The sequence below is a fragment of the Streptomyces sp. NBC_01006 genome, from assembly GCF_045162725.1.
GTDB lineage: Bacteria > Actinomycetota > Actinomycetes > Streptomycetales > Streptomycetaceae > Streptomyces.
In genome coordinates this window covers 7,548,035-7,573,484 of record NZ_CP108700.1, presented here as the reverse complement: position 1 = coordinate 7,573,484, position 25,450 = coordinate 7,548,035, and the positions used below count along the sequence as shown (strand labels likewise).

Below are 25,450 nucleotides of genomic sequence, written 5' to 3'. Positions count from 1 at the left end.
CCCATAGCGGTGCGTTTCAAGCCACCCGTACCGAATTCGCCATGGACTCGGCCCCCTTTATGCCGTTCACAGCACATTCGCCGGAGAAACGCCGGTCGCGCCGGATCGTTACCTCAAGTTTTGCTCAATTGCAGTGACATCGCGGCGGGCGCCTTCCTAGCTTCCTCGTACACGCGTCTCGACTCTTCTTGACGCTTCGTACGAACCCGCGGTTCCCCCCGCTGCCGGCGATCCCCGCAGCACATCCCGCGGCCCCTAGGAAAGAGTGCAGCATGAAGGTTCCCAAGGCCGGTGCTTTGGTCGCAGTGGTCGGCCTCGCCCTGACCGCCTCCGGTTGTGGCAGCGACAGCGGCCCCAAGGGGAACCTCGCGATCGGCATCAAGTTCGACCAGCCGGGTGTCGGGCTGCGTGAGACGGGCGGGACCTTCTCCGGTTTCGACGTGGACGTCTCGACGTACATCGCCAAGGAGCTGGGCTACAAGCCGGAGCAGATCGAGTTCAAGAAGGTCGACAGTTCCGACCGCGAGCTGCTGCTCCAGTACAACGAGGTCAAGTTCGTCGCGGCCAGCTACTCGATCAACGACAAGCGCAAGGAGAAGGTCGACTTCGCCGGCCCGTACTTCCTCGCGCACCAGGACCTGCTGGTCCGCGCCGACGACACCACCATCACCAAGGCCGAGGACCTCAACAACAAGAAGCTCTGCTCGGTCACCGGCTCCACCTCGGCCGAGAACGTCAAGAAGACCCTCGCGCCGAAGGCCAGCGTCCTGGAGCTCGACGGGTACTCGGAGTGCGTCGTCGCGCTCCAGGACGGTCTGGTCGACGCCCTCACCACGGACAACTCCATCCTGGCCGGGTACGCCGCCCAGAAGGGCAACACGGGCAAGTTCAAGCTGGTCGGGCTGAGCCTGAGCAACGAGAACTACGGCATCGGCGTCAAGAAGGGCAACAAGGACCTCCAGGGCAAGATCAACGCCGCCCTGCAGAAGATGGTCCAGGACGGTTCCTGGGAGGCCGCGGTGAAGAAGAACTTCGGACCGGCCAACTACCGGAACGAGCCGGCCCCGCAGATCACGACGGGCAACTGACGATCGTCGACGCGGTGGCGGGATCCGACCAGTCGGAGTCGAAGGCCGCGTTGACCACGTAGAGGCGGCCGCCGTGGACCGCCGCCGTGGTGGGTTCGTCGAAGCGCGGGTCGGTGATCCGCCGGACGAACCCGGCCCGGCGGGCGTCCGCGGCGATCGTGAACACGTCGACGGCCTGGTCCTGGTTGCGGACGACGTACAGCGTGCGGCCGTGGACGACGAGCCCGTCGCCGTTGGCCACCGATCCGCCGTCGAGCTCGACCTCGGTCGCGGCGCCGGTCCGCGGGTCGACGCGAAACAGCGCCCGCACGTTGTCGTTGACCACCAGCAGCGCCCGGCCGTCCGGGGTCCGCTCGATGCCGTTGGCACCCCAGACCTGGCCGCCGGGCGGGGTCGGCGCCCACTCCCCGGAGAGCGCCACGGCGCGCGGGGACCGGCCGGCGGGCAGGAAGTACAGCACGTCGTTGAAGGAGTCGGTGAACCAGGCTCCGCCGCAGCCGACGACGACATCGTTGACGAAGGCGGTCCCGGTGGCCGCCTGGTGGGTGGCCAGCACCCGGCCGTCACCGGCGTGCACGACGCGGATCCGGCCGCTCGCACCGCCCGCGACGAGCAGTCTGCCGTGCCCGTCGAGCTTGAGCCCGACGGAGGCCTCGCCCCGGCCCAGCGCCGGGGTGATGATCCGCCCGGCCCCGGTGGCGAGGTCCACGCGGTAGACGGACCCGTCGAGCAGGGAGCCCGTGTAGGCGAGGCCGCCGGGTGAGACCGCGATGCCCTCGGGCTGGAATCCGGGCGGGGTGTGCAGGGTGTCCGGCCGGGACGCGGCGGGCCGGGCCCGGGCGAGCGGTGCGAGCGGCCCTACGAGCGCGGCGCCGCCGAGGGCTGCGGCCGCGCCGAGGAAACTGCGCCGGCCCAAGGGTCCAGTCACGGTGGTGTCCTTTCGACTGCCGTACGAACAGCGGTGGTTGAACAGCATCGGTTGACCCTGCCACCTCAGCACACCGCAGCCGCCCCGTCAGTCCCGGATCCGGACACTTCACAAGGGAATGCGGAGCCTCCCCTTCATCACCACCGCGTACGTGGCCACCGCCACCACCGCGTACGTCAGGCCAGCGGAGCCTTGGCGCGCAGCACCTTCAGGAACTCCCGCATCCAGGCGGAGTGGTCGGGCCAGGCGCGCGCCGAGACCAGGGTGCCGTCGACCACGGCCTCGGAGTCCTCGTACGTGGCCCCGGCGGCCTTCATGTCGAGTTCCAGCGCCGGGTACGCGGTCACCCGGCGGCCGTCCAGCCCGCCGCTCGCGGCCGTGATCAGCGGGCCGTGGCAGATCTGGGCGACCGGCTTGTCGGAGCCGGTGAAGGCGGCCAGGATCCGCCGCACCTCGGGGTCGTTGCGCAGGTACTCGGGCGCCCGGCCGCCCGGGACGACCACGGCCGCGTACTCCTCCGGCACCACGTCCGCGAACGCCATATCGGCGGGCCAGGTGTAGCCGGGCTTCTCGGTGTAGGTGTCGAAGCCCTCCTCGAAGTCGTGCACCACGAACCGCAGCTTCTTGACCGCCGGCGCCGCGATGTGGACCTCGTACCCCTCCTCGCGCAGGCGCTGGTACGGGTAGAGGACCTCCAGCGACTCCGCCGCGTCGCCGGTCACGATGAGGATCTTCACTGCCATGGGCTACTCCCGGTAGGGATGTTCACGGTGTGTACCGTCCGAGCGGCCCCGGCCGGGGCCACCGCCACCGTGCCCGCAGCGGAGCGATCTGCCAAGGGGCCCTCACCCGTTCGGCCCCGTGGCGGCCAGGAGCAGAATCCGGCCTTCCGACACATGGATTTTACCTGTAGGGCACATGACAATGTGAGCCTCTGCTCTGCCACCTGACGCCCCGCCAACTGCCGTGGCGGGGGCGGTGCCTGCGAAGAGGTATCCCCCACATCATGAAAATCTCCCCACGCACCCCCTGGGTCGCCGGCCTCGCCGTCGCGGCCCTGACCCTCATTCCGGCCACCGCGTCGGCCGGCTCCCAGCGCACGGCGGCTCCCCACGCCGACGCGGCCGCCGCCACCACGGCCACCACCACCGCTTCCGTGGACGCCTACTACGCGGCCGCCGAGGGCAAGACCGGAGCCGCGCTGAAGACCGCGCTCCACAACATCATCAAGACCCAGTCCAAGGTGACCTACGAAGGCGTGTGGAACGCCCTGAAGGTGACCGACCAGGACCCGGCGAACCCGAACAACGTCATCCTCGTCTACTCCGGCCGCTCCCAGTCCAAGTCCACCAACGGCGGCGGCGTCAACGACTGGAACCGCGAGCACGTCTGGGCCAAGAGCCACGGCGACTTCGGCACGGCCACCGGCCCGGGCACGGACCTGCACCACCTGCGCCCCGAGGACGTCACGGTCAACAGCACCCGCGGCAACAAGGACTTCGACATGGGCGGCAGCCCGGTCTCCGAGGCCCCTGGCAGCTTCACCGACTCCGACTCCTTCGAGCCGCGCGACGCGGTCAAGGGCGATGTCGCGCGCATGCTCCTCTACATGGCCGTGCGCTACGACGGCGGCGACGGCTTCGCGGACCTGGAAGTCAACGACAAGGTCGACAACGGCACCGCCCCCGCCATCGGCCGGATCAGCGTGCTCAAGCAGTGGAACCAGCAGGACCCGCCGGACGCCTTCGAGCAGCGCCGCAACCAGGTCATATTCGACACGTTCCAGCACAACCGGAACCCGTTCATCGACCACCCGGAGTGGGTCAACTCCATCTGGTGACCATCCCCGGCAGCCAGGGGACGGCCCGCGAGGGTTGGGCCGCCCCTGGTCGGGTATGCGCAGGCCAGAGGCTGTGGTGCGCGCCGCCCGGTGACGCCGGCCGATGGAGGTCGTCATGGACGGAGCCGGACTGTCCGACCACGAGCGGCGCGCCCTCTCGGCGATCGAGGCCGATCTTGAAGCGGACCGCTCTCTCCAGCGGATCCTGCGCTCCGCGCACACCCGTCCGCGGCACCGCACCGTGGCCGCATGTCTCCTCGGCGCGGTGACCGTGGCCCTGCTGGTGGCGGCCGCGATCACCGTGTCGCTCCCGCTGATCTGGGGATTCGCCGCGGCCTGGACCCTGACCGTGGTCCTGGCCCTGCCGCTGTTCGGCCAGTGGATCCGCCGCCGCTGGCAGCGCCGGGAGCACGCCGAGCGGTCGTAGAGGGTCGCAGGGGGCGTAGGGGTTCAAGGGCCGTAGCGGCCGCTCCCCTACTGCTCTCCGAGCAGCATCCACTTCTCCTGGTCCGCCAGGGGCGCGAAGCCGACCTCTGCGTAGACGCCGTGCGCGTCCGCCGTCGCGAGCATCACCCGGCGCAGCCCGTACGGGGCCAGGTGGTCGCGGATCGCGGCGACGAGGCCGGTCCCCAGCCGTTTGCCCCGTGCGGCGCGGTCGATGTAGACGTCGCACAGCCAGGCGAAGGTGGCCCGGTCGGTCACGACGCGGGCGTAGCCGAGCTGGGCGCCCGAGGCCGCGTCGTAGACGCCGAAGTTCAGGGACTCCGCGATGGCCCGGTCCTGCTTCTCCCGGCTCCGGCCCAGCGCCCAGTACGCGTCTTGCGACAGCCAGCGGTGGATCAGCTCGGCGTCGAGTCGGGCGGGGTCGGTGGACAACTCATAGCCGTCCGGCAGCTCACTGTTCATCCCGGCATCCAAGCAACGCGGGCGGCGGTCGGGCCAGCGAATATCCGGGGCGGGGCGGCCGTACGCGGGTCAGCCCGGCGGCTGGAGCCGGTCGGCGAGTGCCTTGAACTCGGCCCAGGCGGGCTGCGGCGGGCGGGCGTCCCAGACCTTCTGGGACAGCGCCGCGAGCGGCAGCCGTATCCCCTCGGCGACCTGGGCCTGGGTCTGGGCGCCGGCCAGGTCGCACCACACGGCGAGCCGGGCGCCGAGCACCTGCGCCGCGTACCGGGCGGGCACGGGGGTCGTGCCGCGCAGGACGAGCGGGGTCCACTGCTCGTAGATCCGCTTGCCGGTGGGATAGGTGAACTGGTTCGGCTGGCCGAGCACGTAGTAGAGGTACTCGTCGTTCAGGTTGACCAGCTTGCGGCCCTCCCGCAGGTACTCCAGCGGCGGCCGGGCCCCGATCTCCTTGCCCGTCCAGTACTCGACCTGGATGTCCTTGGCCGCCTGGACCACGCCTCCGGTGAAGAAGCCGTCGTTCCACGCCTTGGGCGTCTTGCCCGCCGGACGCACCACGTCCGCGCGGTCGTCGAGCCAGCCCTCGGCCAGGTCCTGGATGCGCGCCTTGGGTCCGTACTTCTGCTGGGCCGCCCGCGCGAGCTGCGGGAAGGAGGCCTGCGGGTCGCGGTAGACCAGCGCCTGGTACTCGTCGGCGCCCAGGTGCCAGAACCCGCCCGGGAACAGCGGCAGGTATTCGCGGAGCAGTTCGTCGATCAGCTTGGCCGAGGCCGGGTCGGATATGTCCACGGCGCCCTTCACGGCCCTGCCCTGTACGTCGCGCAGCTGGAGGGCGGGGTGGGCGCGCAGCACGGCGCCGAGGTGGCCGGGCGAGTCGAGCTCGGGGACGACCGTGATGTGCAGGCGGGCGGCGAGCGCGGTGATCTGCCGGACCTGGGCCTTGGTGAGGTGGGGCGTGGAGACGATCTCGGGATGGGTGTCGGACTGGATCCGGAACGCCTGGTCGTCGGAGAAGTGCAGGCCGAGCTGGTTGAGTTTGAGGTCCGCCATGCGGCGCAGCTCGTCCTCGATCCAGCCGACGGTGAAGTTCTTGCGGGCTATGTCCAAGTTGAGGCCGCGCTGGGACTTGGCCGGGGCGTCGCGCACGGTGCCCTCGGGGGCCGAACCGGCGGATTTCACCGCCTGTTTGAGGGTGCGCGTCCCGTAGAAGACCCCGGCCTCGTCCGGGCCGGTGACGCGGACGCGGCCGCCCTGGACGGTGAGCGTGTAGGACTCGGGCGGTCCGGAGTTCTTGGCACCGAGGGCCAGTTCCACGTCGCCGGGGCGCGGGTCGGTGGTCTCGGCGAAGCCCATGCGCAGTTCCCCCGCGAGCAGCTTGCCCTCGTCGGCGAGGGCGGCCGCGTTCCCCGGCGGTACGACGACCCGCGCGTCGGCGGCCGGCTTCCAGCCGGGGCCGCGGGCCGGGGTGTGCTCCCGTACGGCCGGAATGGTGCGCGGGGCCGTGGACAGCGCGTACGACGGGGTCGGCGAGGGGGGCGGGGCCGTCGGCGCGGAGACCGTCGTGGCGGAGGTGGCGGGGGTGGCGGAGCCGGTGGTGCTGCCGTCACCGGGGCCGCGGCCCTCGTCGGAGGCGGCCGTACAGCCCGGCACGGCGAGGGAGACCAGGGCGGCGACGACCGCCGTCGCGATGACGTGGCTCCGCCTGACGTGCCTGACCTGCCTGACCCGCCTGGACGACCGGACCTGCCTGGGCTCTCGCATCATGCTCCCCTGTCCCCCGTACCAACGTGGCACGGGGGACCGGGGCGCGCGACCCGGAGGCCGGGGCGGGAGCGTCAGACCAGCGCGTCGAGGGCGGCCGCGGCGAAGCCGTGGTCCTGGTCGGGTGCGCCGCCGCCCACGCCGATGGCGCCGATGAGGCGGCCGTCGCGGTGGACCGGCAGCCCGCCCGCGAGGAACAGCAGGGGCCGGTCGAGGGCGGTGGGCAGGGTGTGGAAGGGCCCGCCGGGCTGGACGGCGTCGACGAGGTCGGCGGTCGGGGCGTCGAGCTGGAGGGCGGTGAAGGCCTTGCGGGTGCTGGTCTCGCCGGAGATCAGCACGGCCCGGTCGTCGCGGCGGAAGGCGAGCAGGTGCCCGCCGGCGTCGAGGACGGTGACGCTGACCGTGGCCCCTGCCCGCTCGGCGGCGGTGCGGGCCGCGGAGAGGAGGAGTTCGGCGTCCTCGGTGGTCAGCGGGGCGACGGCGGTACGGGTGGGGGTGGTGGCGGCGGACATGCGGGTTCTCCTGAATCGTGGTGCGGGGGGATGTACGGGGGCGTGGATCAGTGGTGGGCGGGCACGGGGGCGGCGGCCGGGGCTCCGGCCGCGACGGCCCGGCCACCGGCGCCCGGGCGGGCGGCCGTACGCCGCTCCAGCGCGCCGGAGACCAGGGCGAGGACCAGGGCGGAGGCGGCGAGCGCGGCACCGACCCAGTTCGGGGCGGTCCAGCCGAGCCCGGCGGCGATGACGAGGCCGCCCAGCCAGGCGGCGAGCGCGTTGCCGAGGTTGAAGGCGCCGATGTTGACGGCCGAGGCCAGGGTGGGGGCGCCGGCGGCCTGGTCGAGGACCCGCTTCTGCAGCGGCGGCACGGTCGCGAAGCCCAGCGCGCCGATCAGCGTGATCGTGGCGGCGGCGGCGATCTTGTGGTGGGCGGTGAAGGTGAACACGGCCAGGACGACGGCAAGGGCGCCCAGGGACACGTACAGCATCGGCATCAGCGCGCGGTCGGCGAACCGGCCGCCGATGAGGTTCCCGGCGACCATGCCGAGCCCGAAGAGGACGAGCAGCCAGGTGACGGAGGTGTCGGCGAAGCCGGTGACGTTGGTCATCATCGGGGTGATGTAGGTGATCGCGGCGAAGACGCCGCCGAAGCCGAGGACGGTCATCGCCATCGCGAGCAGTACCTGGACGTTGCGGAAGGCGGCCAGCTCGTGGCGGATCCGGACGCCCTCGGGCCGGGGCAGCTCGGGGACCAGCTTGGCGATGCCGAGCAGACCGAGGACGCCGAGGGCGGCGACGATCAGGAAGGTGACGCGCCAGCCGAGGGTCTGGCCGACGAGGGTGCCGAGCGGGACGCCGACCACGTTGGCGACCGTCAGGCCGGTGAACATCATGGCGATCGCGCCGGCCTTCTTCTCGGGGACGACGAGCCCGGCGGCGACCACCGAGCCGATGCCGAAGAAGGCGCCGTGGGCGAGGGAGGCGACGACGCGCCCGGCGAGCATGACGCCGAAGGCGGGGGCGAGCGCGGAGAGCACGTTGCCCGCGATGAACAGGCCCATGAGCAGCATCAGCATGCGCTTGCGGGGGACGCGGGTGCCGAGGACGGTCATGAGCGGGGCGCCGAGGACGACGCCGAGGGCGTATCCGGTGACCAGGAAGCCTGCGGTGGGGATCGAGGTGCCGTACTCGGCGGCGACCTCGGGGAGCAGGCCCATGATCACGAACTCGGTGGTGCCGATCCCGAAGGCCCCGATGGCCAGGGCGAGGAGTGCGAGGGGCATGAGGGGGTGTCCTTCAAGGGGAGGTGGTGGTGCAGTCCGCGGCGCTTGCCGTCGCCGCTTACATGCGTCCACATTAATTGCAGACGCGGGCTAATTGCAAGCGCGGGCTATTGCGGTGGTGGCCTATCCTGGGAGGACACCCGTGGAACGAGCAGGGAGCAGCCATGACGGCCACCGACAGCGCACTCACCGGCCTCGCCCAGGGCTGGTGCGCCCTCTCCCTGCTGCACGGGCGGATCGAGGCGCACATCGAGCGGGCCCTGCAGGCCGGCCACGGGCTGAGCGTGCGCGAGTACTCGCTGCTGGACGTCCTGAGCCGCCAGCACAGCGGCCCGGGCGGGCACCTGCGGATGCACCAGGTGGCCGACTCGGTGGTGCTGAGCCAGAGCGCGACCACCCGGCTGGTCAGCCGGCTGGAGGACCGCGGGCTGCTGAACCGCTACATCTGCGACACGGACCGCCGGGGCATCTACACCGACGTGAGCGAGGCGGGCCTGGCCCTGCTGGCCGCCGCCCGGCCGACCAACGACACCGCGCTGCGGGAGGCCCTGGCCGAAGCCGGCCGCAACCCCGAACTCGCCCCGCTGGTCGCGGCGGTGGAGAACACCCGCGCCTGAGCGCCCGAGCGCCTGACCCGAAAAACCCCTACCCCTTGGACGGTCCCGCGCTCGGGGGCGGTGAGGACCGCGACGGTGTGGACGAGGGGGTGGCGGACGGGGGCGCGGACCTCGACGGCTGGGCGGCGGAGCGCCCGCCCGACGGGGTAGGCGTCGGCTGGGGCGGCTGCGGCGAGCGGGTCCCGGGGGCCGCAGGGGGCATCGGGGACGACGGCACCACCGACGGGTGCGGACTGCCGGTTCCCGTACGGGAATCCGGGGTCGGCCCGGGTCCGGTGATCTCGGGCGGCGAAGCCGGCGGCACCGGCCGGGCCGGGGACGGGTCCGGGCCCAGTACGAGGTACCCGGTCACGGCTGCGGCAGCCGCGGCCAGTCCCGCCAGCGGCAGCGCGAACCGGCGCAGGTTCCGCCGCAGCCGCGCTGCGGGCAGCCGCCGGACGTGCAGGGCCGGCGGATCCGCGGGGCGCAGCTCGCGCACGGTGATCCCGGCCGCGCGGGCGTCGAGGGCCTGGCGCAGCCTGCGTTCGACGGGGCGTTCGCCGTGCGTCATATCCGTCCCTCCAGAATCCGTTCCAGCGCGTCCAGGGCTCGGCTCGCGTTCGACTTCACCGCGCCCCGGCTGATTCCGAGGGTGGTCGCTATCTCCGCCTCGCTGAGTTCGGCCCAGTAGCGCAGTACGAGGACCTGCCGGCGGCGGGGGGTCAGCCGGCCGAGTGCGGCGAGGACCTCGCGGTGCGCCTCGTCGAGGACGACGTGGTCCTCCGCCGACGGGATGTCGGCCGCCGCGGGCGGGGTCCACGCGCGGGCCGTGCGGCGGCGGCGCAGCACGGACCGGGAGGTGTTGACGACGGCGGTGCGCAGGTAGCCGAGCGCGTTGTCAACCTCGCTGATCTGCTCCCCGTGGCGCCGGTACAGGGCCGTGAAGGCGTCCTGGACCACGTCCTCGGCGGTGGCGAGGTCGTCGACGAGCAGCACCGCCAGCCGGACCATGCGCAGCCGGTGCGCGTGGTAGAGCTCGGTGACGGTGGGCTGCGGCGCGTCGACGCGCGGGCCGCCGGCGTACGCGTCGCGGTCGTACGCGGCCCCCGCCCCGTACGCGGCCCCCTGGCCGTAGGCGTTCCCGTACGGCAGGGCGTGCGGCGGCTGGGTGGCGCGCTCGCGGCGCAGCACCGACGACCACAAGCCCCGCCACGACCACGACCACGAGCCCCGCCACGCCCGGCCGAAGCCGAGCGTGAGGGGGCGAGCGGAAGGTGCGGGTGGTACGAGGTGGACCACTGGATTCCCGGGTTTCTGGGTGCCTAGCCGTTGGCGCGGCGCCGGACGGCGTAGAGGGTGCCGGCGCCGGCGGCGATGAGCGCGGCGGCCCCGCCCCCGATGGCGGCGGTGGTGGCGGAGGAGCCGGTCTTCGCGAGCTCGTCACCGGCCTGCGAAGGGGCCGCGCTGGGCGCCGCACTCGGCCGGCCCGACGGCTGGACGCTCGGCGCCGCCGTCGGCGGAACGCTGCGCGAGGGGGTGGGCTGGACGCTCGGCGCCGCGGTCGGCGGGAGGCTGCGCGAGGGGGTGGGCGTGGCGCTCGACGAGACGCTGGGGACGGGCGACGGGGTGGCCGAGGCCCCCTGTGCGGCGAAGGCGGGCCCGGCGAGCGCGAGGACCGCCCCGGCGGCGGCAGCGGTGACGGCCGCACGGCGGACGGTCGAGGGGACGCGCTTCAGGTTCATCACAGTGGTTCTCCACGGTCGGGTCACGGTCGGTGCAGGGCTCGGAATGCCGCCCTTCACCCCCGCACGACGCGCGACCCCCCGCGAGGTTGCCGCCGATTCCGAAGAATTTTTCTCAGGCCGAAGAAATTTTCTTCAGGCGGTGGGCAGCGGGATCCTGCGGACCACCTCGAAGCTCAGATTCCCGTACGAGGTGAAGAAGGCGGCGGCCGTGAGTTCCGTGGCGCTGCCCGGGTCGCGGGCCAGGACCTTGGCCCGGCGGGCCGTGCGGTCCAGCTCCGGGTCGTGCCGGCGGCCCAGCCGGACCGTACGCGTGACCCCGTCCGCCCGTACGTTCAGGAAGCAGTCCCAGGTGCCCGGCGGTATCGGACCCCCGCCGGCCAGCTTGGCCAGGTCGACCTCCGCCAGGAAGCCGGCCATCATCAGCTCCGGGTTCTGCTCGGTGAGCTCGGGCGCCGGCCGGGCCCGGGCGGGTACGCGGTGCTCGTCGCCCGTCTCCCGCGCCCGCAGCAGCAGCTCGCTCTCCATGCGGCCGGTCCCCAGCGACTGGATGTACGCGTGGCCGGTCAGCAGCACGCGGCCGCCAACCCAGGTCAGCGAAGTGAGCCGGTGCTGCGTCTTGAGCCTGTCGGTCACGTCGAAGAGCACGTCCGGCAGTGCCGCCGCCGGATCGCGGAACAGCGGGTAGCAGCGGTACACGCGCCCGTTGTCGACGATCTCCTGCGGCGCCGGCTCCAGGGCCGGGTCGTACTCCATCAGCTGCTCGAAGGCAGGCAGCGGGCCGCAGGCGAAGGCGTACAGCCGGATCCAGTCGATCGGCGGCAGCTCGCCGCCCATGTCCGGCCGCCAGTACGTCTGCACCAGCGCCCGCGCCCGGTCGTACACCTCGCCGGTGAAACCGGGGTTCTCGTGGCGGGCCAGGGCGGCCGGTCGCAGCGCCGTGCGCAGCAGGCTGCGGAAGTGCCGGCCGAGCATCCGGCGCCGCCCCACCGGGTCCTGGACCCGCTCGGAGACCAGGGCCATGACGCGCTCGATGTGCGCCACCGTCTCGCCGGCGGTCCGGGGGCGGGCGGTGATGTTCTGGCCGTCGTCGCGGCGGCGCAGGAAGTAGCAGTCGTAGTCGCCGACGACCGAGATCTTCCCGGCGGCCAGGAACACCTCCGTCATGAAGACCTGGTCCTCGCCGTACCAGAGGTCCTCCGGATAGCGCAGGCGGGCGTCCTCGATGACCTGGCGGCGCATCAGCTTGGCCGAGTGCAGCGAGCGGTAGACCTCCGAGGTGTGGAGGGCGGCCTCCTCGGCGTGGCGGTGAGCCTTGTCCGACACCGTCCGGCCGAGCCCGACCTGCTTGGCGAGCACGACGTCGCTGCCCTGGGTCTCGGCCATGTCCAGGAGCCGCTCCAACGCCTCGGGGCCGAGGTAGTCGTCGGCGTCGAGGACGAAGACGTACCGGCCGCGGGCCAGGTCGAGGGCGCGGTTGCGGGGGGCGCCGGGGCCTCCGGAGTTCGGCTGGTGCAGGACGCGGACCTGCGGGTACCGGGCGGCGTAGCGGTCCAGCTCGGCGCCGCTGCCGTCCGTGGAGCCGTCGTCGACCGCGATGACCTCCAGGTGCTCGGCCCCGAGGCTCTGGCCGAGCGCGGAGTCGAGGCACTCGTTCAGGTAGGGCATCGCATTGTAGACGGCGATGATCACGGTGATGTCGGGGACGGACGCGTGGTGCATGCGCCTGAGCATAAAGTTCCGCTTCCCGGCCTCCGGAGGGGGTGCCCCGCAGGCGGGTCGGGGCGGGTCAGCGGAGTCGGTGCAGGGCGCGGCCGAGCAGGGCGATGCCTTCTTCCAGTTCGCCCGGCGGGCCCGCCGCGTAGCCGAGGACCAGGCCGGGTGCGCCCGGTCGGACGCGGTGCCAGGACAGCGGGTGGGCCTTGACGCCCAGGGCCAGGGCCTCGGCCGCGAGGGCGGTGTCCTCGAAGGCCGCGCCGTCGAAGGTGACCATCAGGTGCAGGCCGGCCGCCGCGCCGTGGACCCGGGCGCCCGCCAGGTGCGCGGCGATCGCCCGGAGCATGGCGTCGCGCCGGCGGCGGTGGCGGCGCCGGACGAAGCGCAGGTGGCGCTCCAGCTCGCCCGAGTCCATCAGCCGGGCCAGCACCAGCTGGGCGAGGACCGGATTGCCGAGGTCGGCGTAGCGCTTCGCGGCCACCACCGCGTCCCGCAGGCGGGGCGGGACCAGCAGCCAGCCGAGGCGCAGCGCGGGGGCGAGCAGTTTGGACACGCTCCCGGCGTAGCAGACGCCCTCGGGCAGCAGGGCGCGCAGCGCGGGGACGGGGGCGCGGTCGTAGCGGTGCTCGGCGTCGTAGTCGTCCTCGACGACCAGTCCCCCTGCCGCCGCCCAGTCGAGCAGCTCCCGGCGGCGCTCGCCGTCGAGCACGACCCCGGTCGGGAACTGGTGCGCCGGGGTGAGCAGCACCGCCGGGGCTCCGCTCGCCCGGAGGGCGGCGGTGTCCAGCCCGCCCTCGTCCACCGGTACCGGTACGGTCTCCAGCCGGCCGTACTCCAGCTGCTGCCGGGCCCCGAGCGAGCCGGGGTCCTCCACGGCGACCTTGCGTACGCCGCCCTCGCGCAGGACGTGGGCCACCAGGGCCAGCGCCTGGGCGACTCCGGCGACGATGACGACCTCGTCGGGGTCGGCGCGGATCCCGCGGTTGCGGGCGAGCCAGCCGGTGACCGCCGTCCGCAGCGCGGGCACGCCCTGCGGGTTCCCGTAGCCGAAGTCGGCGGGCGTGAGCGCGCCGAGCACGCGCCGCTCGGCCTGCAGCCAGGCGGTACGCGGAAAGGCGGTGAGGTCGGGCACCCCCGGTGAGAGATCGATCCGGCACGGCACGGCCCGCAGAGCGTCGACGAGCGCCCCGGCAGCCCCCGGCCCGAACGGCCCGCCGGGCCCGCCGGGCTCGCTTGGCCCACTTGGCGTCGGTGGTACGCCCGGCCCGTTCCGGTCGGCCGGGGCCGGCGGGGGCAGGGGGGCGGCGACCACGGTCGTGCCCGAGCGGCCGCGGCCCTGGACCTGGCCGGCGTCCGCCAGGCGCTGGTACGCCTCGGTGACCAGGCCGCGGGAGACGCCGAGCTCCGCCGCGAGCACCCGGCTCGACGGGAGGCGGCTGCCGACCGGCAACGTGCCGTCGGCGATGGCGGCCCGGATGCGGGCCGTCAGCCATTGCGTGCGGCCGCCCGGCGGCGCCACCCGCCGGTCCAGCTGGAGGAAGTCCGAGCCGCCTGCGGGCTCGGCCGGTTTGGACCCCTGGGAACGATGTGGTTCGGCACTGCCCATGGGGCCAATGCTCGCAGAGGCTGGGTCGTATGAACACCTTCGCTCCCCTCGTCCCCGGCGCCCTCGGCATGGTGTTGGTCGGCAGCAGCGTCACTATCTCGCGCTCCCTGGTCCACGCCCCGCTGTTCGCCACCCAGGCCGTCCGATACACGGCCGCCACCCTCCTCCTGATCGCGTTCGCCCGGGCCGCCCGGGTGCCGATCCTGCGCCCGCGCGGCCGGGAGTGGCTGTGGCTGGCCGGGATCGCGGCCACCGGGCTCGTGCTGTTCAACGTGGCCGTCGTCCGCGGCGTCGCGCACGCCGAACCGGCCGTCATCGCCGTCGCGGTGGCCTCTGTACCCGTCCTCCTCGGGGTGCTCGGCCCGCTGCTGGAGGGCCGCCGTCCCACCACTCGGATCCTGGTGGCGGCCGTCGTGGTCGTCGCCGGGGCCGTCCTCGTCGAGGGGACCGGCCGGACCGACGCCGCCGGAGTGGCCTGGGCCGCGCTCGCGCTGGCCTGCGAGGCCGCCTTCACCCTGCTCGCCGTACCCGTACTGCGGCGCCACGGGCCGTGGGGGGTCTCCGTACACGCCGTATGGCTGGGGGCGTCGATGCTGGCGGTGCTGACGCTGTTCACCGAGGACCCCACCGATCTGCCGGCCCTGGGACCGGCCCAGTGGGCGGCCGCCGGGTACCTTGCCGTCATGGTGACGGCGGTGGCCTTCCTCCTCTGGTACCGCACGGTGGCCGCCGTCGGCGCCGGCCGGGCCGGGCTGCTGGCCGGGATCGCGCCCCTCGCCGCGGCCGCCATCGGGGCACTCTCCGGCGGCGGGATGCCGGGCCCGCCGGTCTGGCTCGGCCTGGTCGTGGTGGTCGCCGGGCTGGCGGCCGGGCTCCGCGCCCCGCGCCGCGGGCCCGTACGGAAGGAGCCGCGGCCGCGCAAGGAGCGGTCGCCCGCGTCCCCTTGAGGGCGCCCGGCCCGGTGGATCACAATCCGCAGATGCCGAAGCTCCCGTACAGCAGTTGGATGCGGTACTTCTCCCCCACCGCCAACCACCGGCGACTCGGCCTGGTCTGCCTCGGCGTCGGGGTGCAGGAGGGCCTGCTGCCGGTGGTCGGCCCGAGGGCCCTCGACCACCACGTCGCGGTGGTCGTCGGCCGGGGGCGCGGCTGGTTCAGCCACGGCGGGCGCCCGCCGCAGCAGGTGACCGCGCCCGCCCTGCTGTGGCTGGTGCCGGGCGTGGAGCACCACTACGGCCCGGACCCGGAGACCGGCTGGGACGAGTGCTTCGTGGACTTCACGGGCCGCGGCGTGGAGGCGTACACCGACCTCGGCTACGTCACCCCGGACCGCCCGCTGGTGCCGCTGAGCGGGACGGAGGGCGTACGGCACGTGGTCGACGGGATCGTACGGGCGGCCCGGCGCGGCGGCCCGCTGCTGGAGGTGGAGGCCGCCGCGGCCGTGCACGGACTGCTCGTGGCACTGCGCTACGCCCGCGCCGAGGTGTCCCGGCACGGGGACGCGGTGATGGACGCCCTGGCCCGGGACGCGCTGCTGCCCATTTCGGTGGCCGAGCACGCGGCCCGGCTCGGAATACCCCTGCCCGAGCTGCGCGCGGCCGTACGGCGCAGCACCGGCGAGGGGGTCAAGGAGTACCTCCTGGGGATCAGGCTCAGCCGGGCGAAGGAGCTGCTGGCCCGGACCGACCTGCCGGTCGCGGGGGTCGCCCGGCGGGTCGGTTACGAGGATCCGGCGTATTTCAGCAGGCTGTTCAGCCGCCGGGTGGGCATGGCGCCCGTCCGCTTCCGCCGGCAGCAGTCGGTACCGCAGCAGTCGATACCGCAACCTCAGGGCAGGTAGCCGACGTTGAGCTCCGCGACCGAGGTCCAGGGATTGCCGCCCACCTCCCTGGTCACCTTGAGCCTGACGTACCGGGCGGTCCTGGCGGTGAACGGCACGTCCTGCTGGGCGGTGGTGTTCGCGAAGGTGCCCGTGGCGGCGGCCGTCCCCCAGTTCACCCCGTCGGTGGAGGTGAACACCTGGTAGTCGGCGATACGGCCGTTGCTCTGCGTCTGCCGGGGCAGGCAGTGCAGCGCCGAGACGTTGTACGAGGCGCCGAGGTCAAGGGTGATCTCGTGCGGCATCGGCGCGGTGGCGGCGTACCACTGGGTGTGCCAGATGGTGGCGGCGTCGCCGTCCAGGACGTTGGCGGCGCTGCCGTTCTCGCCGGTGGTCTCCTGGCTGTCGACGGCCTTCACGCTCATCTGCGCCTGCGGTACGAGGAGTTCGCCGCCGCCGACCGGCCCGAGGTCGTCCACGGCGAGGTCGTCGAGGATGAAGTCGGCCTCGTTGTGGGAGTCTTCGGCGGTGGCCTTCCGGATGCCGATCCAGGCGTCGTTCCCGGCGGTGAAGGTCTTCGTGAAGGTGGTGGCCGTCCGCGCCTGGTTCAGCGCGGTGGCCGTCTCGGTGCTGCCGGAGCCGGTGATGAACTGGTAGTCGCCGGAGAAGCCGTTCTCGTAGCCGAAGGTCACCTTGTACGCGTGGCCGGGCACCAGGCGCAGCGTCTGCGGGAGGGTGCGGTAGACCAGGCCCTGGCGCTCCTCGTGCGACTTGAGCGAGTTCTGCCCGGAGATCACGTCGTCGACCAGTTTGCCGTTCCAACCCGCCTGGGTGTACGGGGCGTTGCGCTGGGCGATGTGCGTACGCGGATCGGTGGCCGAGCCGCCGGCGCCGCCGAAGGCGAAGGGGCCCCAGCCGGCGTCCACGTTCTCGAAGTCCTCGGTGAACCAGTGGCCGGCGAGCGGGGTGCGGGCCGAGCGGACGACCCGTACGTCGTCCAGGTGGACGGTGCCGGAGCCGGCCGCGGCGGAGAGCTTCAGGGTGGCGGTGGACTGTCCGGCCGGTACGTCGAAGAGCACCTTCATGCGCTGCATCTTGGTGCCGTTCTTCTCACTGCCGCCCAGGTTGTCGGTCAGCGTCGAGGAGTCGGCGTACACGGATGCGGCGGCGCCGCCGGCCGGGGTGACGGTGAGGGTGGTCGAGCGGCCCGTCGGGGTGGATACCCGGACGGAGGCCGCGTAGGTGCCGGGAGTCAAGCCGGTGAGCTGCTGGGAGACGGCGGGGGCGGTCCCGGGGGCCAGGGTGAGTTCGTTCTGGCCCAGTGCGTTGCGGGCGACGGCGGCGCCGGTCCCGGTGACCGTCCAGGCGTTCAGGTCGCCCGCGTAGAAGGAGGGGTCCTTGACCGGGGTCGCCTCGCCCCACTTCGGGTCGGCCTGGGCGGGCGCTGCGCCGTTGGTGACGACGTAGGCGGTCTTCGCGGTGGCGTTGACCGTGACCTGGCCGCCGCTGACGGCGAGGTCGCCGACCAGCTGCCGGCCGGTGTCGGTCAGCTTGTACAGCTTGGGCGCGGACCAGCCGGCGGGCAGGGTCCAGGTGGTGGAGCCGCCCTTGTCGTTCCAGTGGTAGAGCTTCCCGTCGCGCGGGAGCAGGTAGCTGCCGCCGCTGAGGACGGTGCGCCCGCCGGTGGTGATCTTCCGGGTGCCGCCGGCGGTGGTGGCGGTGGTCCCGTTCGCGAGGGTGACCGTGTCGGAGGTCCACTTCACGATCGGGGATTCCTGGAGGTACTTGGTCGGCAGGTTGACGGCGAAGGTGGTGTTCAGGAAGGCGGTGTAGTCCTTCTTGCCCTGCCAGCCCTCGTACGCGGCGAGTTCGGCGCCGCCGAGCAGCGGGTTCGCGGCGATCCAGTCGTCCTTCGTGTGGTTGCCGATGAAGCGGGCGATGGTGGAGTTGATGCCCTTCAGGTCGCTGCCGCCGTAGTTGACGTCGGCCGCCCAGTGGTGCCAGAGGGACTGCTCGGTCAGGGTGTTGGGGAACTCGGTGGCGATCTGGAAGCCGAGGCCGCCGATCTCGCGCTGGAGCTTGCGGGACACGTACCCGTCCCCGTACCAGACGTCCACGTACAGGAAGTCGAGCCCGGGCGCGGCCGCCTTGAGGTCCTGGAGCCGCTTCAGCCGCTCGCCGGACTGGCCGTCCTTGCGCGTGTCCACGTAGTACGACTGGTCGAGCCAGTCCCAGCCCTGTCCGCCGCTCTGGTGGGCCGGGTCGAAGGTGGCGGAGACCGGGTACTCCTCGGTGGCGTTGATGTGGACGCCGAAGTCGGCGTTGTAGGCGTGTCCGGCGGTGGTGAGGGCGTTCAGGTCGGCCGCTCCGCCCAGCTTGGAGCCGATGTTCTTGTAGTCCATGTGCGCGGAGTCGTGGCCCTCGGAGGCGTACCCCTTGAGGAGGACGAACTGGCCGAGGCCGTCCGTGGCGAGGCTGACGCGCTTGGTCTCGTCGAGGGTCTCGGCGAAGGGGTGGGTGGCCTGGGAGGCGAAGTTGAAGGGGATGCGCTGTACGACCCGGTCGGCGGTCTGCTGCCAGCCGGTGGGCGGGGTCCAGATGTCCCGGTAGGCGACGGCGGCGTCCTGCCAGTCGACGGTCGCATCCCCGTTGCGGTCGCCGGTGATCGCGATCCGCGCGTACGGGAGCGGCTCGGTGTCGGTGTCGGCGGCGCCCGCGGCCCGGTAGAGCCAGGCTCCGCTCCACAGTCCGGCGCGCCGGTAGGCGCCCTTGTCGGTGACGCGCTTGCTGATCCGGCCGTTCTCCCGGGCGGCGGGGCCGGATGGGGTGTCGTAGAGGGAGTTGGAGTCGATGGCGGCGGCCAGCTTGGCGGTGCCGGCCAGCCCGTACATCACCGTCGTCGCGGCGGAGTCCACGGGGGTGCTCGCGGTGACGGGGGTGAAGGTGTCCCCGGTGCCGGTGGTGGCGGTGTACATGTTCGCGGTGGCCAGCGCGGCGCCTGGCTGGTCGCTGCGGACGCTGACGAGGGTGTGGTCGGGGATGGCGAGGCTGCGTACCCGCAGGGCGGCGGTGTCCTGGATCGCGGTGACCTTGAACTCCACGACCGAACCGGTCACCGAGAGCCGGGATCTGATGGTCACCCCGGAGAAGGAGAGCGCGTAGTCCACGGCGGAGGCGGAGGGCGTCGAGGTCACGGTGGGGGTGTACGTGGTGCCGTTGACGACGATCGCGGAGAGGGCGTCCTCGTTGCCGTTCAGCACGTCCCCGGTGGCCCGCCGGGTGTAGCTGACGACGCGGGGGAAGCCGCTGTCGACGCTGACGGACAGCTCGGGCGAGCTGATCGTCACGGCTGCGGCGGCGGTGGCATCCGCCGCGGAGGCCGCCGGCACGGAGACGACGAGGGTGGCGAGGAGACCGGCGACCGCGGCTGCGGTCGGCCAGAGGGGGGTGCGCATCGGGCCTCCGGGAGTCGGTGCTTCCTGGGCGGAAGACCGCACGGCACGGAGGCCCGCGGTCCGCTCACTGACCTGTCAGCTTGCGGACCGCGCCACCGCAGGCCCATGGACAAAGCGGAGCCCCGTCCTGGACTTACGGAAGTGGATGGAGGGGATCAGGAGGCGGCGGGAGTGATCACGACGGCCGTCCCGTACGCACACACCTCGGTCCCGACGTCGGCGGCCTCGGTCACGTCGAAGCGCATCATCAGGACCGCGTTCCCGCCGCGGGCCTTCGCCGCTTCGATGAGCCGCTCCATGGCCTGGTTGCGGGTTTCCACCAGGGTCTTGGTCAGGCCCTTCAGCTCGCCGCCGATCATCGACTTCAGGCCCGCGCCGATCTGGCTGCCGAGGTGGCGGGAGCGGACGGTGAGGCCGAAGACCTCGCCGATGACCTGCTCGACCCGGTACCCGGGGATGTCGTTCGTCGTCACGACCAGGACGCCGGTCTGCTGGACCCCCGGGCCGCCGCTGTAATCTTCGATACCCATGGCGACCACTCTGGCGCCGGGCGCGGCCCCGCGCATCCGGAGGGAACCCGTTCCGGCCGTCCTTCAGCGGGCTTCAGGGCAGCCGGGCGGCGAGACCCGATTCGTGCGCCAGTGCCACGTCCTGGGCGCGGCAGCCCGCCCGGAGGTCTTCGGCGCTGAACTGGCGCTGCGCCGTGCGGATCAGGTCGGCGCTCTCGTCCTTGGAGGCCGCCGCGGTGCGCAGGTTGGTCAGGGCGTTGCGGTAGTCGTCGAGGGGCCGCGGCCTGGTCACGTAGTTCGCGCCGTTGATGTGCTCCACGTACGCCAGCTCGGCGTGCTCCCCGTCGCGGAACCTCAGGTGGGTGATCGGGTAGGGCGGTGTGGCCCCGTACGCGCGGGCCATCGGGAGGATACGGATGCTCACCTTTCCGGTCTCCCCGGCCCGCAGCAGGTGGGTCAGCTGCTCGTCCATCACGGCTGCGTCCCCGCAGCGGCGGTGCAGTACGCCTTCCTCCAGCAGGGCGGTCACCCGGGGCAGCGGACCGTTCATCAGCCGCAGCTGCCGTTCGGCGCGGAGTTCGACGACGCGGTCGACCTCCTCCCGCTCGGCGCCGGGCACGACCGCCCGCGCCATGTGCCGGGCGTAGGCGCGGGTCTGGAGGATGCCGGGGACGACGAGGTTCTCGTAGACGCAGATCTCCTCGGCGTCGCCTTCCAGCTGGATCAGACGCTTGAGGAAGTCGGGGGTGACATCACTGAACTGCTCGTACCACTCGGAGTCCCGCGCGTGTTCCAGGAGCCGTTCTATCGCCCGCATCTCGTCGGCGTCGACGCCGTAGTACCGGGCAAGGTCCCGTACGTCGCGCGGTCTCGGCGGGCTCTCGCCGCGCTCCAGCCGGCTGATCTTCGACACCGAGCCGCGGATGACCGGTGCCACCTGCCGCAGGGTGAGGCCCCGCGCCTCACGGCACCTGCGCAGTTCCCGCCCCAGCAGGCGGTCGGCCGCCGCCCGGACCCGATCGCCGCCCATCGGTCCACCCCTCACGCTCCGGCCTCGAATCGAGCCGTCATCCGGTCAGATGATCGAATTCCGCGTCTTTGGCGCCGCGGAGGAACGACTCGATCTCGGCGGCCGTGAACACCAGCGCCGGCCCGTCAGGGAAGCGCGAGTTCCGCATCGCCACGCCGCCGCCCGTCAGGGCGGCGACTTCCACGCAGTTGCCGTTGCCCACGCTGGCACTGCTCTTGACCCACACCACGCCGGGAATCGCGCCGGCCACCACGCCATTGTCGATCTGCATGACAGAAATGCTAGCCAGATGTACGGGGCACGGGAGTCCCTCGAATGGGTGCCTCGACTGCCCGATATCCCGATGATCCGACCCCCGGGGCCATGGGGCGCTTATTGCGCATTTCGGGCTAAACGGCGGTGGGTCACCGGGGCTGCTCGACCCGCCCTCGCCATAGTCGACCATGGCAGCCGACTGGCTGCCGCCCCGGCCCGCGGCTCACCGCGGCCGGGCGGAAGTCTTCGCAGAGGAGCCTGCACATGCGGAAGCCCACCAGGACCATCCTCGCTCTCGCCGCCGCAAGCCTGGTGCTCGGCGGGGTCGGGGCGGGCGCCGCCGTCGCGGACGAGGGTCCGACGACCGACGGCCCGTCGCAGGAGTTGGTCGTTCTCGAACCGGACAGCGACCAGGCCGGCACCTACCAGGGCAAGGAGTACTCCGTCGGCAAGGTTGTCTCGCACGGACCGCTGAAGCTCCGCTCCAAGCCGACCAGCCGCTCGAAGTCCGTGGGACACGTGAAGCCGGAGCACAAGGTCGCCATCGTGTGCAAGGTGCGCGGTGAGTCGGTCGACGGCAACAACGTCTGGTACCTCCTCCACGTCAAGGAGAAGGAGAAGGACGGACAGAAGCCCATGGAGCAGCCCATGGAGCAGCCCATGGAACAGCCCATGGAACAACCCATGGAGCAGCCCACGGTCTCGAACCCGGAGAACGGGGCGGACGCGATGGAAGGGAAGGACGGCAAGGACCGCAAGGAGGCCTGGGTCACCGCCCGTTACGTGAAGAACCTCCACCACGTGAAGTGGTGCGACTGACCTTCCGGTCCCCGCACCGGACGGTCAGTCCGCCGGGCGTACGGTACGCGGCCCGACAAACCGCGCTCCGCACGCCCGTTCGCGGCGTCCACGATCAGCACGCTCATGGCCCCGGTACGGGGAAGTCCGGCAGCCGTCCGCGCTAGAAGTCGCCGTAGTTGACCTGCCAGGTCGCCAGGCCCATCCGGCGCCAGACCGCGACCACCCGGTCCCGGTCGTCCAGCGACACCCGCACCGCGTACCGGTGGCGCACGTGCGCGTCGAACAGCTCCGCCTTCACCACGTCGTCGCGGCGCGTGTCGCCGAGCGGCCGCATCCACAGCTCGTCGTACGGCACCTCGTGCCGGCGCAGCCACGCCTCCGTCTGCGGCCGGTGCTCCTCGCCGCGCCCGGACAGCAGCACGATGGTGTCCCCGTCGGCGCGCCGGAAGGCGTCCAGCGCGTACCGCACCGGCTCGTTGAGCGCGTCGATCTCGCAGCGCGAGAAGTCGTACGGGCTGCGGTCGCCGGTGAGCGCGAGCGTGCCGTCGATGTCGCACATCACCGCGGAGGGCAGCGCCGGGTCGGCCACGTACGGCACGACCACGGGCTGGTCGTTCAGCCACTCCGCGGTGAGCCGCCAGCCGCCCTTCTTGGCGCTCATGTGCTTGTCGTTCAATATCCGGATGATCTCCTCGCCGACCGGCCGCTCCCGTGCGGCGTCCCGGCGCAGGCACTCCTCCACCGGCACGTCGGTGAAGTCGTGCACGACGAAGGTCGCGAGCCCGGCGACCGCCGCCTTGAGCCGCTTGGGGATGTGCGAGGTCAGGTGCGTGTTGTCGACGACCACGTCGAAGCCGCCGTCGACGGCCGCGCGCACGGCCGCGTCCTGCACGGCCAGGACGGTCTGCTCGTGCCGGTACGAGCGGCCGCGCGCCGGGTCGGGCAGGTCGAGCATGGCCCGCAGGTCGTCCAGGTTGACGCGGCGCATCCGGCCCGCGGCCTCGGCCTGCAGGGCGCGCGCGGCCGTCGTCTTCCCCGAGGCCGGCAACCCCGTCATGACGTGGACGACGGGGCGTGCGGGGTCTTCGGACACTGGTCAGTTCTCCTCATCGGTCGTGAAGGGGTCGGACGCTTCGGGCCGCACGTGCCGCCATACGACGAGCTCCGTGGACCGGCCGTCCAGGCGCAGGAACATCGCGGCGCGGATCCAGCGGTCGGGCAGCGCCTTGGCGGCGCGCGCGAACGCGCCCCGGTCGCCCGCCAGATGGGCGAGCTGCGCGTACGCCTCGTCGATGGCGCGCTCGCGCCGCGCCGCCGCGTCCTCGATGCGGGCGACCACCTCGCGCACCCAGGTGTCGAACTCGTCCGGCACCTGCTCCAGCAGCGCTTCGAGCGGCTTGCCGCCCGAGGCTTCGATGTCGGCGACGGTGCAGTTCAGGCCCTGCGCCAGCTCCTTGGCGGGCAGTCCGGCGAAGCGCTCGATGCCGTGGCTGCGCCAGACGTCCCGCTCGGTGACGCCGGTGACCAGCTTGTGGAGGCGTACGTATTCGGACAGCTTGGCCTTCGCGCGCACGCCGGAGGCGAACCGCAGCACGAAGCCCTCGGCGTCGGTGCCCGCGGCGTTCTCCCCGCCGGGCAGGGTGTTCGACTCGGCCAGCGCCAGGAGTTCGGCGAGCGGCATGGCGGGCCACACCGTGACGACGGACCCGATGCCCTGCCAGTGGCCGGCCGCCTCGGCGAGCGGGACCTCGGTGCCGTCCAGGCCGAACGCGGCGAGGAGCACCAGGTCCCGGCGGTCGCCGTAGTCGACGACGATACGGTTCTGCGGGTACAGGATCTCCGCGAGGTAGGTCACGCCGGGGACGAGGGCCGAGGTGTCGCGGCCGTCGAGGTGGCGCTGGCCCCAGGTGGCCTGGGTGCTGATGAAGGATCCCTTGGACGCGACGCGCCAGCAGCCCGCGTAGTGGAAGACCACCGCGAGGCTGCCGTCGACCTTGTCGTACACCTCGAACGGCTCGTCGGGCAGGGCCGGTGCGTACGGCCGGCCGGACTCGTGCTCGCCGACGTTGAAGAACTTCGGCAGCGGCAGTGCGACGATCGCGCCGGTGGCGTCGTCGGCGACGAGTCCGCGGCAGCGCATGGTGATCCGGTTCCAGACCTGCTCGTACTGTGCCGTCCGCGTGTACGTGTAGATGGACAGCGGCAGTTCGGGGTGCGCCTTGCGGGTCACGTGTCCGGCGTCGATGGCGGCCGCCAGCTCCTGCTGCGGCAGCAGGTCGTGCAGGGTCGGGTAGGCCTGGTTGTGGCCCATGGGTTCCTCCCGGTTCGAGATGGTTCATTCTCACGTGCGGGAGGGGTGGCCCGGTACCGAATTATCGCTGGTCCGAAGGGCTCCGGCCCAGCCGGTTGATGTCCTGGGACCGCAGGATCCGGGTACGGACACCGGCGTCGGGCCTCGCGACGGCGATCATCGCACGGCCCAGGGCCTCGGTGGTGGTGACGAGGTTCGGCGCGAAGCGGCGCAGCAGCGGGAAGAGCGGTGCGGTGACCAGGTAGCCGACCCGGTAGAGGAGGGTCTTGGAGGGCATGCCGCGGACGGGCTGTACGAGGCCGGGGCGGAACATGTAGGCCTGGAACGGCAGCTGGAGCAGGTCGTTCTCGGTCTCCCCCTTGACCCGGGCCCACATGGTGCGGCTCTGCTCGGTGCTGTCCGTGCCCTCGCCGGAGACGTACGCGAAGGTCAGCCGCGGGTTGGCGGCGGCGAGCGGGCGGGCCACGGCGAGGGTGAGGACGTGGGTGATGCGGCGGTACTCCTGCTCCTTCATACCGACGGCGGAGACGCCGAGGCAGAAGAAGCAGGCGTCGAAGGAGGCCAGGTCCAGATCCGGGGCCGAGAGGTCGGACGGATCGTCCTGGATGCGTTCGCGCAGCTTGGGGTGGGAGACGCCGAGCGGGGTGCGGCTGACGGAGAGGACGGCCGTGACGGAGTCGTCTCGCAGGCATTCCCGCAGAACACCCCGGCCGATCATTCCGGTTCCGCCGAAGAGGATGACGTTCACATGCGCAGCCTAAAGGCGTCAGTGCGAGACGCAGAGCTCATTGCCCTCCGGATCGGCGAGTGTGGTCCAGGTGTAGGGGCCCTGGCTGCTGTCGTGCAGGTGCCGGGCGCCCTTGGCGATCAGGCGCTCGACGACCTCCCGCGGGTTGTCGGAGCCGGTGCGGACGTCGAGGTGGACGCGGTTCTTGACCGTCTTCGGCTCGGGGACGAGCTGGAAGAGGACGCGGGGTGCGCGCTCGATCCCCTCGGGGTGGCGGATGGCCGCGCCGACCTTCCAGACGAGGGCTCCGCGGTGGGTGGTGGTGTCCTCCTCGGTGGCCCGGCCCTCGGCGACCATCTTGCGGATGAACTCCTCGTCGGTGGGCTCCACTTCCCAGCCGAGGGCGTCGGCCCACCAGTCGGCGAGGGGGTGCGGGCCGGCGGAATCGATCGTCACCTGGAACGTGTATGCCATGAGGGGGACCCTACTGAGGACCACTGACAACGGCTCCGGAAGGCGTCCTGGGATTCCGGGTCGGTCATCCGATGCCGCTCGTTCGGCGGGTACGGTTTGCGCCGTAACT

26 protein-coding genes are annotated in these 25,450 nt (G+C 72.4%); 7 read left to right on the top strand and 19 right to left on the bottom strand.

Going from position 1 to position 25,450, the window contains the following annotated elements; all coding sequences use genetic code 11:
* Positions 1-272 precede the first annotated feature (272 nt).
* The gene (locus OG509_RS34545; protein ID WP_406186510.1) at positions 273-1,088 is read left to right on the top strand and encodes a glutamate ABC transporter substrate-binding protein; all 816 of its coding nucleotides are present in this window, start codon (positions 273-275) and stop codon (positions 1,086-1,088) included.
* Here OG509_RS34545 and OG509_RS34540 read toward each other — a convergent pair.
* Positions 1,072-2,016: an SMP-30/gluconolactonase/LRE family protein gene (locus tag OG509_RS34540; RefSeq protein WP_406186509.1), complete on the bottom strand. Its 945-nt coding sequence runs from the start codon at positions 2,014-2,016 to the stop codon at positions 1,072-1,074. The genes OG509_RS34545 and OG509_RS34540 overlap by 17 nt on opposite strands.
* A 176-nt stretch (positions 2,017-2,192) precedes the next feature.
* Positions 2,193-2,759, bottom strand: a complete 567-nt coding sequence (locus OG509_RS34535; RefSeq protein WP_406186508.1) for a DJ-1/PfpI family protein — start codon at positions 2,757-2,759, stop codon at positions 2,193-2,195.
* A gap of 263 nt (positions 2,760-3,022) precedes the next feature.
* Here OG509_RS34535 and OG509_RS34530 point away from each other — a divergent pair, with 263 nt between their 5' ends.
* On the top strand, positions 3,023-3,856 hold the full coding sequence (locus OG509_RS34530; RefSeq protein WP_406186507.1) for an endonuclease I family protein: 834 nt from the start codon (positions 3,023-3,025) through the stop codon (positions 3,854-3,856).
* Positions 3,857-3,971: 115 nt separating this feature from the next.
* Positions 3,972-4,283, top strand: coding sequence for a DUF3040 domain-containing protein (locus tag OG509_RS34525; protein WP_403726485.1), 312 nt, complete (start codon positions 3,972-3,974; stop codon positions 4,281-4,283).
* Positions 4,284-4,330: 47 nt separating this feature from the next.
* Here the strand turns inward: OG509_RS34525 and OG509_RS34520 are convergent, their stop codons facing one another.
* From OG509_RS34520 to OG509_RS34505, 4 genes are all read right to left on the bottom strand, one after another.
* On the bottom strand, positions 4,331-4,762 hold the full coding sequence (locus tag OG509_RS34520) for a GNAT family N-acetyltransferase (RefSeq protein ID WP_406186506.1): 432 nt from the start codon (positions 4,760-4,762) through the stop codon (positions 4,331-4,333).
* A gap of 69 nt (positions 4,763-4,831) precedes the next feature.
* Entirely contained in the window at positions 4,832-6,523 is a 1,692-nt protein-coding gene (locus OG509_RS34515) for a beta-N-acetylhexosaminidase (protein WP_406186505.1), read from the bottom strand.
* A 71-nt stretch (positions 6,524-6,594) separates the two neighbouring features.
* Positions 6,595-7,032, bottom strand: coding sequence for a heme-binding protein (locus OG509_RS34510; RefSeq protein ID WP_406186504.1), 438 nt, complete (start codon positions 7,030-7,032; stop codon positions 6,595-6,597).
* A 47-nt stretch (positions 7,033-7,079) separates the two neighbouring features.
* Complete coding sequence (locus OG509_RS34505) at positions 7,080-8,300, bottom strand: MFS transporter (protein WP_406186503.1); 1,221 nt, start codon at positions 8,298-8,300, stop codon at positions 7,080-7,082.
* Positions 8,301-8,464: 164 nt separating this feature from the next.
* On the opposite strand from OG509_RS34505, the gene OG509_RS34500 reads away from it, so the two are divergent.
* Positions 8,465-8,917 (top strand): MarR family winged helix-turn-helix transcriptional regulator, encoded by a 453-nt coding sequence (locus OG509_RS34500; protein ID WP_030154116.1) that lies wholly within the window; start codon positions 8,465-8,467, stop codon positions 8,915-8,917.
* Between the two features lie 28 nt (positions 8,918-8,945).
* Here the strand turns inward: OG509_RS34500 and OG509_RS34495 are convergent, their stop codons facing one another.
* From OG509_RS34495 to OG509_RS34475, 5 genes are all read right to left on the bottom strand, one after another.
* Positions 8,946-9,467 carry a hypothetical protein gene (locus tag OG509_RS34495; RefSeq protein WP_406186502.1) on the bottom strand — a complete coding sequence of 174 codons (522 nt, stop codon included), beginning with the start codon at positions 9,465-9,467 and terminating at the stop codon, positions 8,946-8,948.
* Complete coding sequence (locus tag OG509_RS34490; RefSeq protein WP_406186501.1) at positions 9,464-10,087, bottom strand: RNA polymerase sigma factor; 624 nt, start codon at positions 10,085-10,087, stop codon at positions 9,464-9,466. The genes OG509_RS34495 and OG509_RS34490 overlap by 4 nt, the downstream gene beginning before the upstream one ends.
* A gap of 131 nt (positions 10,088-10,218) precedes the next feature.
* The gene (locus OG509_RS34485; protein ID WP_406186500.1) at positions 10,219-10,638 is read right to left on the bottom strand and encodes an LAETG motif-containing sortase-dependent surface protein; all 420 of its coding nucleotides are present in this window, start codon (positions 10,636-10,638) and stop codon (positions 10,219-10,221) included.
* Between the two features lie 135 nt (positions 10,639-10,773).
* Entirely contained in the window at positions 10,774-12,360 is a 1,587-nt protein-coding gene (locus tag OG509_RS34480; protein WP_406186499.1) for a glycosyltransferase, read from the bottom strand.
* A 67-nt stretch (positions 12,361-12,427) separates the two neighbouring features.
* The gene (locus tag OG509_RS34475) at positions 12,428-13,960 is read right to left on the bottom strand and encodes a PLP-dependent aminotransferase family protein (RefSeq protein WP_406186498.1); all 1,533 of its coding nucleotides are present in this window, start codon (positions 13,958-13,960) and stop codon (positions 12,428-12,430) included.
* Between the two features lie 29 nt (positions 13,961-13,989).
* On the opposite strand from OG509_RS34475, the gene OG509_RS34470 reads away from it, so the two are divergent.
* Positions 13,990-14,907, top strand: a complete 918-nt coding sequence (locus tag OG509_RS34470; RefSeq protein WP_406186497.1) for an EamA family transporter — start codon at positions 13,990-13,992, stop codon at positions 14,905-14,907.
* Positions 14,908-14,939: 32 nt separating this feature from the next.
* A complete protein-coding gene (locus OG509_RS34465) occupies positions 14,940-15,800 on the top strand; it encodes a helix-turn-helix domain-containing protein (RefSeq protein WP_406186496.1) in 861 nt (286 codons plus the stop codon).
* Here OG509_RS34465 and OG509_RS34460 read toward each other — a convergent pair.
* From OG509_RS34460 to OG509_RS34445, 4 genes are all read right to left on the bottom strand, one after another.
* Positions 15,788-19,234, bottom strand: a complete 3,447-nt coding sequence (locus OG509_RS34460) for an endo-alpha-N-acetylgalactosaminidase family protein (protein WP_406186495.1) — start codon at positions 19,232-19,234, stop codon at positions 15,788-15,790. The genes OG509_RS34465 and OG509_RS34460 overlap by 13 nt on opposite strands.
* A 155-nt stretch (positions 19,235-19,389) precedes the next feature.
* Positions 19,390-19,764, bottom strand: a complete 375-nt coding sequence (locus tag OG509_RS34455) for a YbjQ family protein (RefSeq protein WP_406186494.1) — start codon at positions 19,762-19,764, stop codon at positions 19,390-19,392.
* A gap of 73 nt (positions 19,765-19,837) precedes the next feature.
* The gene (locus tag OG509_RS34450; RefSeq protein ID WP_406186493.1) at positions 19,838-20,773 is read right to left on the bottom strand and encodes a helix-turn-helix domain-containing protein; all 936 of its coding nucleotides are present in this window, start codon (positions 20,771-20,773) and stop codon (positions 19,838-19,840) included.
* Between the two features lie 37 nt (positions 20,774-20,810).
* Positions 20,811-21,044 carry a DUF397 domain-containing protein gene (locus OG509_RS34445; RefSeq protein ID WP_406186492.1) on the bottom strand — a complete coding sequence of 78 codons (234 nt, stop codon included), beginning with the start codon at positions 21,042-21,044 and terminating at the stop codon, positions 20,811-20,813.
* A 248-nt stretch (positions 21,045-21,292) separates the two neighbouring features.
* On the opposite strand from OG509_RS34445, the gene OG509_RS34440 reads away from it, so the two are divergent.
* The gene (locus tag OG509_RS34440; protein ID WP_406186491.1) at positions 21,293-21,847 is read left to right on the top strand and encodes a hypothetical protein; all 555 of its coding nucleotides are present in this window, start codon (positions 21,293-21,295) and stop codon (positions 21,845-21,847) included.
* A 142-nt stretch (positions 21,848-21,989) separates the two neighbouring features.
* On the opposite strand, the gene OG509_RS34435 is transcribed toward OG509_RS34440, so the two are convergent.
* The 4 genes from OG509_RS34435 to OG509_RS34420 all read right to left on the bottom strand — a co-directional run bounded on the left by OG509_RS34435 (position 21,990) and on the right by OG509_RS34420 (position 25,341).
* Positions 21,990-22,922 carry an AAA family ATPase gene (locus tag OG509_RS34435; protein ID WP_406186490.1) on the bottom strand — a complete coding sequence of 311 codons (933 nt, stop codon included), beginning with the start codon at positions 22,920-22,922 and terminating at the stop codon, positions 21,990-21,992.
* A 3-nt stretch (positions 22,923-22,925) separates the two neighbouring features.
* A complete protein-coding gene (locus OG509_RS34430) occupies positions 22,926-24,140 on the bottom strand; it encodes an RNA ligase (RefSeq protein WP_406186489.1) in 1,215 nt (404 codons plus the stop codon).
* Between the two features lie 61 nt (positions 24,141-24,201).
* Complete coding sequence (locus OG509_RS34425; RefSeq protein ID WP_406186488.1) at positions 24,202-24,888, bottom strand: epimerase; 687 nt, start codon at positions 24,886-24,888, stop codon at positions 24,202-24,204.
* 18 nt (positions 24,889-24,906) lie between these two features.
* Positions 24,907-25,341 carry a VOC family protein gene (locus tag OG509_RS34420; RefSeq protein WP_406186487.1) on the bottom strand — a complete coding sequence of 145 codons (435 nt, stop codon included), beginning with the start codon at positions 25,339-25,341 and terminating at the stop codon, positions 24,907-24,909.
* Between the last annotated feature and the right edge of the window lie 109 nt (positions 25,342-25,450).